The organism is Alistipes sp. Marseille-P2263, assembly GCF_018101075.1.
GTDB lineage: Bacteria > Bacteroidota > Bacteroidia > Bacteroidales > Rikenellaceae > Alistipes > Alistipes dispar.
On sequence record NZ_JAGQEJ010000009.1, the window covers coordinates 99,057 to 113,163 of the forward strand.

The 14,107-nt window shown below is 63.8% G+C and carries 10 protein-coding genes; 9 read left to right on the plus strand and 1 reads right to left on the minus strand.

The features are described 5' to 3' along the window. Window positions 1-10 precede the first annotated feature (10 nt). From KB554_RS11150 to KB554_RS11175, 6 genes are all read left to right on the plus strand, one after another. Window positions 11-1,024, plus strand: a complete 1,014-nt coding sequence (locus KB554_RS11150) for a carbohydrate kinase family protein (protein WP_211036159.1) — start codon at window positions 11-13, stop codon at window positions 1,022-1,024. Further along, complete coding sequence (locus KB554_RS11155) at window positions 1,021-1,683, plus strand: D-lyxose/D-mannose family sugar isomerase (protein WP_211036161.1); 663 nt, start codon at window positions 1,021-1,023, stop codon at window positions 1,681-1,683. The genes KB554_RS11150 and KB554_RS11155 overlap by 4 nt, the downstream gene beginning before the upstream one ends. Window positions 1,684-1,687: 4 nt before the next feature. Next, on the plus strand, window positions 1,688-3,916 hold the full coding sequence (locus KB554_RS11160; RefSeq protein WP_211036163.1) for a hypothetical protein: 2,229 nt from the start codon (window positions 1,688-1,690) through the stop codon (window positions 3,914-3,916). Between the two features lie 4 nt (window positions 3,917-3,920). Continuing rightward, window positions 3,921-5,411: a sialate O-acetylesterase gene (locus KB554_RS11165; RefSeq protein WP_211036165.1), complete on the plus strand. Its 1,491-nt coding sequence runs from the start codon at window positions 3,921-3,923 to the stop codon at window positions 5,409-5,411. Further along, on the plus strand, window positions 5,396-6,787 hold the full coding sequence (locus KB554_RS11170) for an MFS transporter (RefSeq protein WP_211036167.1): 1,392 nt from the start codon (window positions 5,396-5,398) through the stop codon (window positions 6,785-6,787). Before KB554_RS11165 ends, KB554_RS11170 begins: the two co-directional genes overlap by 16 nt. Window positions 6,788-6,966: 179 nt before the next feature. Further along, on the plus strand, window positions 6,967-8,514 hold the full coding sequence (locus KB554_RS11175; RefSeq protein WP_211036169.1) for an arylsulfatase: 1,548 nt from the start codon (window positions 6,967-6,969) through the stop codon (window positions 8,512-8,514). A 102-nt stretch (window positions 8,515-8,616) separates the two neighbouring features. On the opposite strand, the gene sppA is transcribed toward KB554_RS11175, so the two are convergent. Beyond that, window positions 8,617-10,392, minus strand: a complete 1,776-nt coding sequence (gene sppA, locus KB554_RS11180; protein WP_211036170.1) for a signal peptide peptidase SppA — start codon at window positions 10,390-10,392, stop codon at window positions 8,617-8,619. A 165-nt stretch (window positions 10,393-10,557) separates the two neighbouring features. Between sppA and KB554_RS11185 the strand changes: the two genes are divergently transcribed. From KB554_RS11185 to nadA, 3 genes are all read left to right on the plus strand, one after another. Then, the gene (locus tag KB554_RS11185) at window positions 10,558-11,688 is read left to right on the plus strand and encodes a 6-bladed beta-propeller (RefSeq protein ID WP_211036171.1); all 1,131 of its coding nucleotides are present in this window, start codon (window positions 10,558-10,560) and stop codon (window positions 11,686-11,688) included. A 33-nt stretch (window positions 11,689-11,721) separates the two neighbouring features. Then, window positions 11,722-12,774 carry an Mrp/NBP35 family ATP-binding protein gene (locus tag KB554_RS11190; RefSeq protein WP_211036172.1) on the plus strand — a complete coding sequence of 351 codons (1,053 nt, stop codon included), beginning with the start codon at window positions 11,722-11,724 and terminating at the stop codon, window positions 12,772-12,774. A gap of 388 nt (window positions 12,775-13,162) precedes the next feature. Beyond that, the gene (gene nadA / locus KB554_RS11195; protein WP_211036173.1) at window positions 13,163-14,104 is read left to right on the plus strand and encodes a quinolinate synthase NadA; all 942 of its coding nucleotides are present in this window, start codon (window positions 13,163-13,165) and stop codon (window positions 14,102-14,104) included. The last annotated feature ends 3 nt before the right edge of the window (window positions 14,105-14,107 follow it).

Here is a 14,107-nt window from a genome sequence, read left to right on the forward strand (position 1 = left end):
GCCCGGTGTCATGGAACGAAAAGGAATCATTTCGGCCGGCAACTGGCTGGTTGACAACATCAAGATCATCGAGCGGTATCCCACGCGGGGCAACCTGACGACCATCTCCCGCATCGAAACCGGACTGGGCGGCTGCTCGCACAACGTGCTGGCCGATCTGGCACGCCTCGGCACGGACCTTCCGCTCTATGCCGGCGGCTGCATCGGCCGCGACGCGTTCGGCGACTACGTCCTGCGCGAAATCGACCGCTGCGGCATCGACCGGCGCAACATGCTGACGCTCGACGACTGCGCCACCTCCTACACCGACGTCATGTCGGAGATCAACGGCGGCTGCCGCACCTTCTTCCACTTCCGCGGCGCCAACGCCCGCCTCGGCGCCGAAGAGATCGCGCGTATGGAATCCCCGGCCCGGATTTTCCATCTGGGCTACCTGCTCCTGCTCGACGAGCTGGACAGGCCGGATCCCGAATACGGCGTCGTCGCGGCCCGCGTCCTCGACGGACTGCGCCGCAAGGGGTACGAAACGTCGGTGGACGTGGTCTCCGAAGAGAGCGACCGTTTCCGGCAGATCGTCGGCCCCTGTCTTCCGTACACCGACTATTTCATCGTCAACGAGATCGAGGCGGGAGCCGTCTGCGGTTTGCAGCTCCGCACGCCGGAAGGCTCCCTGCTGCGGGAACGCGTGGAAGAGGCGGCCGCCATGCTCCTCGGCCGCGGCGTGGGAAGACTCTGCGCGATCCATTTCCCCGAAGGCGGCTATGCCGTCTCCCGCAGCGGCGAACGGTGCTGGTGCGACTCCGTACCGGTCGCACGGCACGAGATCGTCTCGTCCGTGGGCGCCGGAGACGCCTTCTGCGCCGGAATGCTCTACGCCCAGCACGAACGGATGCCGCTGCGCGACGCCCTGCGGACGGCCAACGCCTCGGCCCGCTTCAACCTCTTCAGCGCCACCAGCACAGGAGGCGCTCCGACTCTGCACCGACTCAACGAATTCATTCACCGAAACTATACCGAACTATGAAACGCTCCGAAATAAACCGATACGTGCGGGAAGCGCTGGACTTCCTCGCCGAACAACGCTTCGCACTGCCCGAATGGGCGACCTGGACCCCCGCCATGTGGGCGGACTGCGGCGATGCCTGCCGCGAAATCCGCGACAACGCCCTGGGATGGGACGTAACCGACTTCGGCAAGGGCGACTTCGCACGCGAGGGGCTGACGCTCTTCACGCTGCGCAACGGGAATCCCCCGCACGACCGCAAACCCTACTGCGAAAAGATCATGGTGGTACGCGAAGGACAGGCGACGCCGATGCACTTCCACTGGCACAAGATGGAGGATATCATCAACCGCGGCGGAGGCGAGCTGTGCATGAGAGTCTGGCGTGCCGACGAAGCCGAACGCCCGGCCGACGCCGAGTGCACGTTCCGCATCGACGGCATCGAGACGACCGTGCGCGCCGGAGAGACCTTCCGGCTGCGGCCGGGACAAAGCATCACCTTCGAGCCTTACGTGTACCATACGTTCTGGGCCGAGGGCGGCGACTGTCTGGCCGGCGAAGTTTCGACGGTCAATGACGATACGGCCGACAACCGCTTCTACGAACCGCTGGGACGCTATCCGCGAATCGACGAGGACCGGCCCGCCGAATTTTTGCTCTGCAACGAATACCCCCGTTAAGACGATGATCAGAACCCGAAAAACAGAACCGCTTACGTGGATCGTCGGACACGCGCCGGATCGGAAATCCGTGCCGGAACGGTTCGTTCCGGCGACGGTTCCGGGCGCCGTGCAGCTCGACATGGCCCGCGCCGAAGGGTATCCCGACTACAACCGTGCGGACAACTACCGCCGCATGACGTGGATGGAGGACCGTTTCTTCACCTACCGCGCGGAGTTCGACGCCCCCGGGCTCGGGCAGGACCGGCAGCTCTGGTTCGTATCGAAGGGGATCGACTACCGCTACGAAATCCGCCTCAACGACACGCTCCTCCTGGCCCGCGAAGGCATGTTCGCACCCGTGGAGATCGACCTCACGCCGCACCTCCACCCCCGCAACCGGCTCGAAATACTCCTGTTTCCCGTTCCCAAACGCGCCGGAATGCCGGACGACCGCACACAGGCTTCGGCCTCCGTGAAACCCGCCGTGGGCTACGGCTGGGACTGGCATCCGCGGCTCGTCCCGCTGGGTATCTGGGACGAAACGGGCCTCCAGATCCGCCGCCGGTCCCACCTCCGGGAGGTCGATGTCGTCTATACCCTCGACGACGACCTGTCCGGCGCCGATCTGCGGATCGAAAGCCGGGGCGCGGAGTGCGGGGAATGCCGCGGCGTCTGGGAACTCTTCGACGACCGCGGCCGCTGCGCGGCCCGGGCCGAAGGAGCCGTCGGACAACCGCTCGCGGCGCGGCTGGAGAACCCCCGGCTGTGGTGGACCCACGACCACGGGGAACCCGCGCTGTACACCTCGCGCTACACGCTCCGCGACGCCGCAGGGTGCGATCTGGAATGCGTGGAGGAGCGGATCGGTTTCCGCCGCATCCGTCTGGTGATGAACGAGGGGGCCTGGAGCGAACCCGCCGGCTTTCCCAAAACCCGGAGCGCCGCCCCCGCGCAGGTCGAGCTGAACGGCCGCCGCATCTTCGCCAAGGGCTCCAACTGGGTCTGCCCCGAACTGTTCCCCGGCACGGTCGATGCGGCCCGTTACGAAACGCTGATCGGAATTGCCGCGGAGACCCATTTCAACATGCTGCGTTCGTGGGGCGGCGGCATCGTCAATAAGGACGCCTTCTTCGAGTGCTGCGACCGCCGGGGAATAATGGTCTGGCAGGAATTTCCGCTGTCGTGCAACTGCTATCCCGACGACCCGGAGTACCTCGCCGTACTGGAACGGGAGGCCGCGGCGATCATCCGAAGGCTGCGCCGACACCCCTCGCTGGCGGTCTGGTGCGGAGGCAACGAATTGTTCAACAATTGGTCGGGAATGACCGACCAGTCGCTTCCGCTGCGGCTGCTGAACGCGCTGTGTTACCGGCTCTCCCCCGAAATCCCGTTCAACGCCACGTCGCCCCTCAACGGCATGGCTCACGGCCACTACCTGTTCCGCTGGCAGGGAAAGGACGTTTTCCGCATGATGAACGGCAGCCGCTTCACGGCCTACACCGAATTCGGCATTCCGGGTATCTCGCCGCGGGAGGTTCTCGAAGGGATCATTCCCGCCGAAGAGCTTTTCCCGCCGCGTCCCGGCACGGCCTGGGAGGAACATCACGCCTTCGGAGCCTGGGACGGCGATCCCTCGACATGGCTCGGACTGCCCACGCTCGCCCGCTATTTTCCGCCGGCCGAAACGCTCGACGAGCTGATCGCCCAAAGTTCCCTGTTGCAGGGCGAAGGCTACAAGGCCGTATTCGAGGAGGCGCGCCGCCAGAAACCCTACTGCTCCATGGCGCTCAACTGGTGTTTCGACGAGCCGTGGCCCGCAGCGGCCAACAATTCGCTGGTAGCCTATCCCGCGGTGCTCAAACCGGCGATCGCCGAAGTCCGCCGGGCCTGCCGTCCGCTCTGCGCCAGCGCCCGTTTCGCCCGCTTCGACTGGAAGGAAGACGAGACGTTCGAAGCCGAGGTCTGGATACTCAACGACGTTTTCGCCCGGACGGGACCCTTCGTCGTCACCGTAACCCTCCGTGCGGGCCGTGCGGAGGAACGCATCCTGCGCTGGGAAAGCCCTTCCGTCGAACCGAACCGCAATACGGCGGGACCGACGGCCCGGTTCCGGCTTCCCGCATGGGACACCGACCGTTTCGGAGTGGAGTTGAGCGTGGAGGGACACCCGGAGATGAACGCATGCTACACGCTGATGTACCGCCGTTCTCCCCGCAAGAGACGCTGTACGTCCATGAACGTAACCGAATGAACGCATGAAACGACCGATCTTCCTGCTGCTGGCGCTCGGACTGTCGCTGTCGGGGAACGGGCGGGTGCGCCTCCCGTCGCTCGTCGGCAGCGGCATGGTGCTCCAGCGCAACAGCGACGCCCGCATCTGGGGCCGGGCGGAGCCGGGCCGGAGAGTGACCGTCACCCCTTCGTGGGGCGCGGAGCCGGCTGCGGTCCGGGCCGACGGATCGGGCCGGTGGAGCGTCCGGATCGAAACTCCCGACGCGGGAGGCCCCCATACGCTGACCATCGACGACGGCGATCCCCTCGTGCTCGACGACATTCTGATCGGAGAGGTCTGGCTCTGCTCCGGGCAGTCGAATATGGAGATGCCCCTGCGGGGATTCGACTCCCAGCCGGTGAACGGATCCCTCGAAACGGCCATGCTGGCCGGGGAGCATCCCGAAATCCGGCTGTTCCGCGTCTCCCGGGCCGTCTCGCACGAACCGCAGGAGGACTGCACCGGAACATGGCAGGTCTCCTCGATGCGTTCGGCTTCGGGGTTCAGTGCCGTGGGGTATCATTTCGGCCTTTGCCTCGCCCGGGCGCTCGGCATTCCGATCGGCCTGATCGAAAGCGACTGGGGAGCCACGCGCATCGAAGCCTGGATGAGCCGGGAGGCCGCCCGGAACGTACGGCACGACATTCTCGCCACCGATGCGGAACACGATCCCCAGAACCGCACGGGAGCGTTGTATAACGCCATGATCCGGCCGCTCACGCCCTACACGCTCCGGGGATTCGTCTGGTATCAGGGCGAATCGAACAAAGGCTGCCATGCGGACTATGCCCGGAACATGGCGGCGATGGTCGCCGAATGGCGCGACGCATGGGGCGGAGGCGAACGGATGCCCTTCTACTACGTGCAGCTCGCCCCCTTCGACTACGACATTCCGATGCACCGTTTCCGGGGCGAGCGGAACCCCGTACTGCTGCCGCTGCTGGTAGAGGCCCAGCTTCGGGCGCTCGAACTCATTCCCAATGCCGACATGGCGGTGAACACCGACCTGGGCGACGCCCGTGAAATCCACCCGCCCGGCAAACGGATCGTCGGACAAAGACTGGCGCTGCTGGCGCTCGCGGGGACATACGGATTGTCGGGCATCGACTCGCGGGGACCGCAATTCGAAAGCGTTTCGTTCGGAGAGGGACGGGCCGTGGTGACCTTCCGCAGCGAATCGACCCTGCATCCCGTGGACGTTCCGCTCGAAGGATTCGAAATCGCCGGATCCGACCGCGTATTCCATACGGCCGAAGCGCGGGTGCTGCACCGCGGATACGACTTCAGCCGGCAGGTCGAAGTCCGCTCCGACGCCGTGCGGGAACCCGTCGCCGTCCGTTACGCGTTCCGCAATGTCGTCGGCGACGTCAATCTCACGAACACCGCCGGGCTTCCCGCATTCCCGTTCCGTACGGACGACTGGGACGATGCGGTTCCGGCCCGAATTTCCGAAAAGACATGCACACCCCGATAAAACTGCGCGAAAAGATCGGCTACGGCCTCGGAGACGCCGCGTCGTCGATGTTCTGGAAACTATTCGGCTCCTACCTGCTCTTTTTCTACACCGACGTCTTCGGTCTTCCGGCCGCCGCCGCGGGCACGATGTTTCTCGTCACGCGGCTGTGGGACTCGTTCGTCGATCCCGTCGTCGGCGTACTGGCCGACCGCACGCGCAGCCGCCGGGGAAAATTCCGCCCCTACCTGCTCCGGTTCGCCGTACCGTTCGGCATCGCCGGCATACTCACCTTCACCACGCCCGGATTCGGTCCGACGGGCAAACTCGTCTATGCCTACGTCTCCTACGGCGCGATGATGATGGTCTATTCGGCGGTCAATGTTCCGTACGCCTCGCTGCTGGGAGTGATTTCGGACAACCCCCGGACCCGCACGGAACTCTCCTCCTACCGGATGCTCTTCGCCTTCGGCGGCAGCCTGCTGGCCCTTCTGCTCATCGAACCGCTCGTCGGCTGGTTCAGCCGCGGAAGCACGCCCCAGACGGGTTGGCAGGCCGCCGTCGCAACCCTGGCGGTCGTCGCAACGGCCTTCCTTTTCTGCACCTACGCCTGGACGCGCGAACGCGTGCGTCCGGTCCGCACGGAGCGTACGCCGCTCCGCGACGACCTGAAAGACCTGATGCGGAACCGCCCGTGGTGGATACTGCTGGGAGCCGGCATCGCGGCCCTGATTTTCAATTCGATACGCGACGGAGCAGCCGTCTATTACTTCAAGTACTACGTACAGACCGAACAGACCTTCGGCCCGGACGGAACGGCCATTTCGCTCACGACGCTCTTCCTGGTGCTGGGACAGGCGGCCAACATCGCCGGCATCCTGCTCGTCACTCCCGTTTCGAACCGCGTCGGCAAGAAAAACGCCTATCTCGGAGCGATGGCGGCGGCCACCGTGCTGAGCCTGGCCTTCTGGCTGCCGGGCAGCGGAGACGTCTGGGCCATGATGTTTCTCCAGGTTCTGATCAGCATGTGCGCGGGGAGTATTTTCCCGCTGCTCTGGTCGATGTACGCCGACATTGCGGACTATTCGGAACTGCGGACCGGACGCCGGGCCACGGGACTGATCTTCTCCTCGTCGTCCATGTCGCAGAAATTCGGCTGGACGCTCGGAGGCGCCCTCACGGGCTGGCTGCTGGGACACTACGGATTCGAGGCCAATGCGATGCAGGAAGCCGCCGTACAGAACGGCATCCGGGCGATGATGAGCCTTCTCCCGGCAGCCGGAACCGTTCTGTCGGTGCTCTTCATCGCCTGCTACCCGCTGGGCGAGAGACGGGTGGCCGAAATCGGACGGAAACTCGCCGAACTCCGCGCCCGTTCCGGCGGAGGCGGAGAGTGACTTTTCAGAATGCCGATTCCGTTCCGCCGGGCGGAATCCGCCGATTCCGGGCGATTTTCTTCGGTATTTCCCGAATAATTCGTAAACTTGCCGGAAAGAAACCGTACGCCGGGCGGAACCGCAGCGACAGCACGGTTCCGCCGCCGGCCCCGGCAAAGCCTCAACCGAATTATCGCGCCATGCACAAACCGTTCGACACACTCGGCCGCCTCTCGCTCTGCGCGGCAGGGCTCGCCCCCGCGGCGGCAGCCGGCCAACAGCCGGCCGCACCGCCCAACGTCATCATCATCTACGCCGACGACCTCGGATTCGGCGACCTCTCCTGCAACGGCTCCCGGACCATCGCCACGCCGAATGCGGACCGGGCCGCACGCGAAGGCGTCCGGTTCACGAACGTCCATACCGTAGCATCGACCAGCACGCCAGCGCGCTACGGCCTGCTCACGGGACAGTACCCGTGGCGAAAACCGGGTACGGGAATCGCCGCGGGCGACGCCGGCATGATCATCTCTCCGGAGCAATATACGCTGGCCGACCTGTTCAAATCCGCGGGCTACGTCACCGGCGCCGTCGGCAAATGGCACCTCGGCCTGGGAGAGACGGCCCGGCAGCAGTGGAACGGCGAAATCGCTCCGGGACTGCGGGACATCGGGTTCGACTACTCCTTCATCATGGCCGCCACGGGCGACCGCGTCCCGTGCGTTTACATCGAGAATCAGCGGGTCGTGAACCTCGACCCAGAAGACCCGATCGCCGTGAGCTACGAAAAACCCTTCCCGGGAGAGCCGACCGGACGCGACAACCCCGAGTTGCTGCGGATGACTCCCTCCCACGGACACGACCAGGCCATCGTCCACGGCATTCCGCGCATCGGCTACATGAAGGGCGGAAAAAGCGCCCTGTGGCGCGACGAGGAGATCGCGGACCGGATAACCGAAAAGGCCCTGGGGTTCATCGCCGACAACCGCGGCCGGCCGTTCTTCCTCTACCTGGGGACCAACGACATCCATGTTCCGCGCGTTCCGCACGAACGCTTCGCGGGCCGGAGCGGCATGGGGCCCCGCGGCGACGCCGTCCTTTCGTTCGACCATACGGTGGGAAAAGTGCTCGATGCGCTCGACTCGCTCGGCCTCGCGGACAATACGCTGCTCATAATCAGCAGCGACAACGGTCCGGTCGTGGACGACGGCTACAACGACCGGGCGGCCGAACTGCTGGGCGACCACAGGCCGTGGGGCGATTTCCGGGGCGGCAAGTACAGCGCCTTCGAGGCAGGCACGCGCGTCCCGTTCATCGTCCGCTGGCCCGGACACGTCGCCGCGAACCGCATTTCAGACGCCCTGCTGAGCCATATCGACCTCTACGCCTCGCTGGCCGCGCTCTGCGGAGCCGCGCTGCCCGAAGGGGCCGCACCCGACAGCCGGAACCACCTCGGGACACTCCTCGGAACCGACTCCGAAGGGGCGGAATACGTCGTCGGCATCAACCTCTCGCAAACGCTCTCGGTCATCTCCGACGGCTGGAAATACATCGCCCCGAGCAACGCCCCGGCCCGGAACGAAGCGACCGACACCGAAATGGGAAACGATCCTGCGGAACAGCTCTACGACCTACGGAACGACCCCGGCGAACGCCGGAACGTCGCCGCCGGAAACCCCGGGGAGGTCGCCCGGCTCAAGGCCCTGCTCGACCGCATCAAGGCCCGGCCGCCCCGCTCCGGGAGGTGATCCCTCCGCCCTCTTTCCCGCCTTCGGCGGTACGATACGACACGGGCGGCGGATTCCCGTGAAGGAATCCGCCGCCCGTCATCCGGCACGGCTTTCGGCCTGCTACAACTCGAGTTTGCAGGGCGAATACATCAGAATACCCTGCAAGCGCGTGGCCTCGCGGACGGCTCCGTACTCCTTCATCACCGTCTCCAGCTCGGAGCGGGTGAAGGCCTCGCGGATGCTCACGTTCATCGCCGAGAGGAAGGCGGCGAGGCCCGTAGGTTCCTCGCGGACCTCGACGACGCGGAAATCGTCGCCCATCCCCGCCTTGTCCACGGCCATCGCAATGGCCGTCTTCAGACCGCCGTAGGTGTCGATGAGTCCGATCTCCAGCGCATCCTCGCCCGACCACACGCGGCCGCCGGCGATCTCGAGCACCCGTTCGACGGGCAGGTTGCGGCCCGCGGCCACATGCTCCGTGAAGGTCTCGTACACCTTGTCCACGCCGCGCATGATCGAAGCCCGCTCGACGGGCGTCAGCGCCGATACGGACCCCATGCCGGCCGAAGCGTTGCTCTTCACGCCGTCGAGCGTGACGCCCAGCTTGTTCTTCAGCGCGTCGATCGGATTTATGAACATGCCGAAAACCCCGATCGAACCGGTCAGCGTCGTGCGGTCGGCCACGATCACGTCGGCCGGACAGGAAATGTAGTATCCGCCGCTGGCGGCATAGGAACCCATCGACACGACGACCGGTTTTTCGGCCTTCAGCAGTTCCATCTCGCGCCAGATCACATCCGACGCCAGCGCGCTGCCGCCGGGGGAATTGACGCGCAGCACCACGGCCTTCACCTTCTCGTCCTCGCGCACGCCGACCAGCTTCGCCGCCAGCGTATTGCCGTAAATCTCCTCGCCGTAGCCCTCGCCGTCCACGATCTGCCCGTCGGCATAGACGACGGCCACCCGGTCGGCTCCGAGGTTGTCCAGATCGGGCCCGACCATCGAAGCGTAGTCGCCCAGCGACACGAACTCGTAGTTGCCCTCCCCGTCGTCGGCCACGCCCAGCTCGGCGAAGACCTCCTTCATCTGGTCCTCGTAGATCAGTCCGTCCACGAAGCCGTGTTCGAGCGCGTCTTCGGGCAGCGTCACCTGCAATCTGTCGGTGATCTCGCGCATCGCCGCGGAGTCGATGCCGCGGGCCGCGGCCACCGTGCCCGAAATCGTACCCCAGACGGAATTGACCAGCTCCTGCATCTGTTCGCGGTTCTCGTCCGACATTCTGTCGAGAATGTAGGGTTCCACGGCGCTCTTGTATCTGCACACCGTGGGACGGAACACCTCGGCCTTCAGGTCGAGCTTGTCGAACAGCCCCTTGTAGAACATCAGGTTCATCGAAAGTCCCGACCAGTCCATGCCGCCTTCGGGCTGCATGTAGATCCTGTCGGCCACCGAGGCGAGGTAGTACTGCCCCTGCGAATAGACCTCGTTGTAGGCGACGATGAACTTGCCCGTCTGCCCGAATTCCTCCAGCGCTTCGCGCAACTCCTCCAGCAGGGCCGTTCCGGCCACGCCGCCCCCGCCGTTCATACGCAGGTAGATGCCCTTGATCCGGTCGTCGGACGCAGCGGCTTCGATCGCCCGCAACGCCTGCAACAGCGGCAACTGCCGTGTCCGTTGCAGCGACACGAGGTTCAGCCCCGCCAGCGGATCGGACGAAGGGGAGTCGGTGATGATCTCCGAAAAGTCGATCCTGAGGATCGACTCGGGGCTGACCGCGACGCTCTTCTCCATCGACCCGGCAATGCCCATCAATACGAAAATCCAGATGAAAAAGACCAGAAACGTTCCCACGACGAAGGCGAGAAGCCCGGCCAGAAAGGTTTTGATGAAATTCATAGTGGCTTCTTATTATGCGGATACAAATTTTTCTCTTCGGCAAATATAACGATATTTTATGAAAAACAAATAAAATTTATCGTTTTTCGATAAAATAATCTGTCGTTATGTATTTATTCTCTAAAATATGCGTTATCTTTGTCCGGAACAGACACGCAAAGTACGATGAACAAAGGGATAAACAGGATCGCCGCGGCGGTCGGTGCGCTGGCGATCGGGCTCTCCTGCACGGGCGGCGCGACGACGGACTACCCGCTGCTTCCCTTTCCCCGGCAGGAGACGCCGGTGCGTCTCGACGACCTGTTCCGGGGCGTGGAGATCACGCCGCTGGAGACCACCGAAGCGAGCCTGTTGTCCTACCCCGAACTGCTGAAAACCTGCCGGGACACCCTGTTCGTATTCGACCGAAGCAACTCCTCGCTCCTGCTGTTCGCCCCGGACGGGAAGTTCATCCGACGGATCGGACGGATCGGGCGCGGCCCCGGAGAGTATCTTCGCGCACGCGATTTTCTGATCGACCCCGACGGGCGAACCGTCTCGCTGCTCAATCCCATAGGGGAGATCATCACCTACGGATTCGACGGTGATTTCATCCGGCGGGAACGACTGCCCGAACCTCCCGCCAACTACCAGCACTTCGAGTGGCTCGATGCGAAGAGCCTCGTCACCTGGTCGTCCGAGCATCGAGCCCAGGAGGGAGGCGTCCGGATCTGGACCCGCGAGGGTTTCGCGCTGCAAAACCACTTTTTCCCCGCGTCGGCAGCCTGGTCGTCGCTTAGAAACGGCCCCGTATTCAACCGATACCGCGATACAGTCTATTACCACGAATCGCTGAACAATCGCGTCTATGCGATCTCGTCCGACGGCGTGCGCACCGCCTACGCATGGGATACGAAGCCGCCGATCGAACCCGGACAGCTGACGCTCCCGGAGAACGAAATCCCGGCGGCAGGTGCACGCCACCTCGAAGAGTACACGACCGGGAAGATTCCCTTCTTCTTCGGCAGGCAACTGCAATCGGAGCGATACTACTACGCGGCACTCTTCTCCGGATACCCGCAGCCGCGGCAGACGACACTCTTCTACGACCGGAAAACGGGCCGGAGTTTCCGTTTCCACCGTACCGAAGAGGGACTGCCCGTCGGACTGTACGCCCTGTCGGACGGCTGCGCCCTCGGATTGATCCCCTACGAGGAGCGCGAAGCCTTCGCAAAGGCACTTCCGCCCCGGGAAGCCGAACGCCTCCTGCGGATGCGGGAGGACGACAATCCGGTCCTGGTCAAATACCTGTTCTGAAACGTCACAACGTAAAAACGCATACATGCAATGATGGAAGAGAAGATAAAGCAGGTGCTCTCGACGGTCGTCCACCCCGAAACGGGGAAAGACATCGTGGCGAGCGGATTCATCGAACATACGGCGGCGGCCGACGGCAAGGTGACCGTCGTGCTGCGCTTCGCCAAGACGCGCGACCCGTTCGCCGTGAAGATCAAGAACCAGGCCGAGGAGCAGCTCCGCGCGGCATTTCCCGGCAGCGACGTGCTGGTGGTCGTCAAGGAGGGCGGCGCCGCGCCGCGTCCCGAGCCGAAACTCAACACCTCGACGGGCGGTATCGCCCATGTGATCGCCGTGGCCTCGGGCAAAGGGGGCGTGGGCAAATCGACCGTCACGGCCAACCTGGCCGTCGCCCTGCGGAACATGGGGTTCCGCGTCGGCATCCTCGACGCCGACATCTACGGGCCCTCGCAGCCCAAAATGTTCGGCGTGGAGGGCTACATGCCCGAAGCCGTGCAGGAGGAGGGTACGGACCGCATCCTTCCGGCCGAGGCGATGGACATCAGGCTCATGTCGATCGGCTTCTTCATCAAGCCCACCGACGCGCTGCTGTGGCGCGGCGCGATGGCCGTGAGCGCCCTCAAGCAGATGATCCACCAGACGCGCTGGGGCACGCTGGACTTCCTGCTGGCGGACCTGCCTCCCGGCACGGGCGACGTGCACCTGTCGATCATCGGCGAGCTGAAGATCGACGCCGCGGTGATCGTCTCCACGCCCCAGCAGGTAGCCGTGGCCGACGTCGCGCGGGGCGTGGAAATGTTCCGCAACGAGAACGTCCGGATCCCGGTGGCGGGCATCGTGGAGAACATGGCGTGGTTCACCCCCGCCGAACTGCCCGAAAACCGCTACTACCTCTTCGGCCGCGGCGGAGCCCGCGAGTACGCCGAACGGAACGGCGTGGACTTCCTGGGCGAAATACCCATCGTGCAGTCGATCATGGAGGGAAGCGACGCGGGACTTCCGGCCGCCGCGACGCATCCGCTGGTCGAGGAACGCTACCGCGACATCGCCCGCCGCATTGTCGAAAAGGTGATGAAAGCGGGTTGATAAGGTGTGGGAAACCCTGTTGAAAACCGACGATAAAAAATGAAAACTCCCGGGTCCGCAGATTTGCATATCCCGCTCCGAAGCGGATATATACGGATTCCGGAAGAAACCAAAAAAAGTTTTCGCAAGTTGTTCCCCCGTCCGCAGGCCCCGAACCGGAACAGAATGTTCAAAAAGACCGGCTGTCGAAATGTGGACAACTCTTTTCAACAATTGTGGATTTTTTTGCTACATTTGTGATTATTAAAGGTTTAATTCCGTAAGAAGAAAAAAGGAGGACGATGGATTGTTGATAGACGAATAACAGTCCGGGTTATGAACAGTATCAACAGCTATTTCTATTATTCTTCTTTATTGAATTTAATTTAATAAAAAGAAAAAATAAAAGATGAACGTGGAAAACCCCTCCGCCCTCGCCCGCCGCATCGGGGAACTCAAGCGCGAGAAGAACGCCGTGATTCTGGCGCACTACTACACCGCGCCCGAGGTGCAGGCCGTGGCCGACTTCCTGGGCGACTCGCTGGCGCTCTCCGTCGAGGCGCAGTCGGTCGAAGCCGACGTGATCCTCTTCGCGGGGGTGCACTTCATGGCCGAGACGGCCAAGGTGCTCTGCCCTGACAAGAAGGTGCTGATCCCCTGCCCCGAGGCGGGCTGTTCGCTGGCCGATTCGTGCGACGCCGGAGCCTTCGCCGCCTTCCGGGCGCAGCATCCGGATCATACGGTGGTGTCCTACGTCAATACGACCGTGGAGGTCAAGGCGCTGACCGACATCTGCTGCACGTCGTCCAACGCGCTGAAGGTCGTGGAGTCGATCCCCGCCGACCGTCCGGTCATCTTCGCTCCGGACCGCAACCTGGGCTCCTACATCCGGAAGCTCACCGGGCGGGAAAACATGCTCCTCTGGGACGGGGCGTGCCACGTGCACGAGGAGTTCTCGCTCGAAAAGCTGCTCGCGCTCAAGCGCGAACACCCCGCGGCGAAGGTCGTGGCGCATCCCGAATGCCGGGCCTACATCGTCGCCGTGGCCGACTACGTGGGTTCCACGGCGGGAATCCTCTCCTACTGCGGACAGAGTGACGCGCAGGAGTTCATCGTCGTGACCGAGGCGGGAATCCTCGCGGAGATGCGCCGCCGCCATCCGGAGAAGCGCTTCATCCCGGCGCCTCCCGACGACGAGACGTGCGGCTGCAACAACTGCCGCTACATGAAGATGGTGACGCTGGAGAACATCGCCGCGGCGCTCGAGACGCTCTCGCCCGAGATCGTGCTCGACGAGCGGATCCGCCGCCTCGCCGAGCGGTCCATACGGAATATGATCAACATTAAATAAACG

Coding starts and splice junctions, on each gene's coding strand:
- KB554_RS11150 (WP_211036159.1), top strand. CDS start 11: ATGGAACGAAAAGGAATCATTTCGGCCGGCAACTGGCTGGTTGACAAC.
- KB554_RS11155 (WP_211036161.1), top strand. CDS start 1,021: ATGAAACGCTCCGAAATAAACCGATACGTGCGGGAAGCGCTGGACTTC.
- KB554_RS11160 (WP_211036163.1), top strand. CDS start 1,688: ATGATCAGAACCCGAAAAACAGAACCGCTTACGTGGATCGTCGGACAC.
- KB554_RS11165 (WP_211036165.1), top strand. CDS start 3,921: ATGAAACGACCGATCTTCCTGCTGCTGGCGCTCGGACTGTCGCTGTCG.
- KB554_RS11170 (WP_211036167.1), top strand. CDS start 5,396: ATGCACACCCCGATAAAACTGCGCGAAAAGATCGGCTACGGCCTCGGA.
- KB554_RS11175 (WP_211036169.1), top strand. CDS start 6,967: ATGCACAAACCGTTCGACACACTCGGCCGCCTCTCGCTCTGCGCGGCA.
- sppA (WP_211036170.1), bottom strand. CDS start 10,392: ATGAATTTCATCAAAACCTTTCTGGCCGGGCTTCTCGCCTTCGTCGTG.
- KB554_RS11185 (WP_211036171.1), top strand. CDS start 10,558: ATGAACAAAGGGATAAACAGGATCGCCGCGGCGGTCGGTGCGCTGGCG.
- KB554_RS11190 (WP_211036172.1), top strand. CDS start 11,722: ATGGAAGAGAAGATAAAGCAGGTGCTCTCGACGGTCGTCCACCCCGAA.
- nadA (WP_211036173.1), top strand. CDS start 13,163: ATGAACGTGGAAAACCCCTCCGCCCTCGCCCGCCGCATCGGGGAACTC.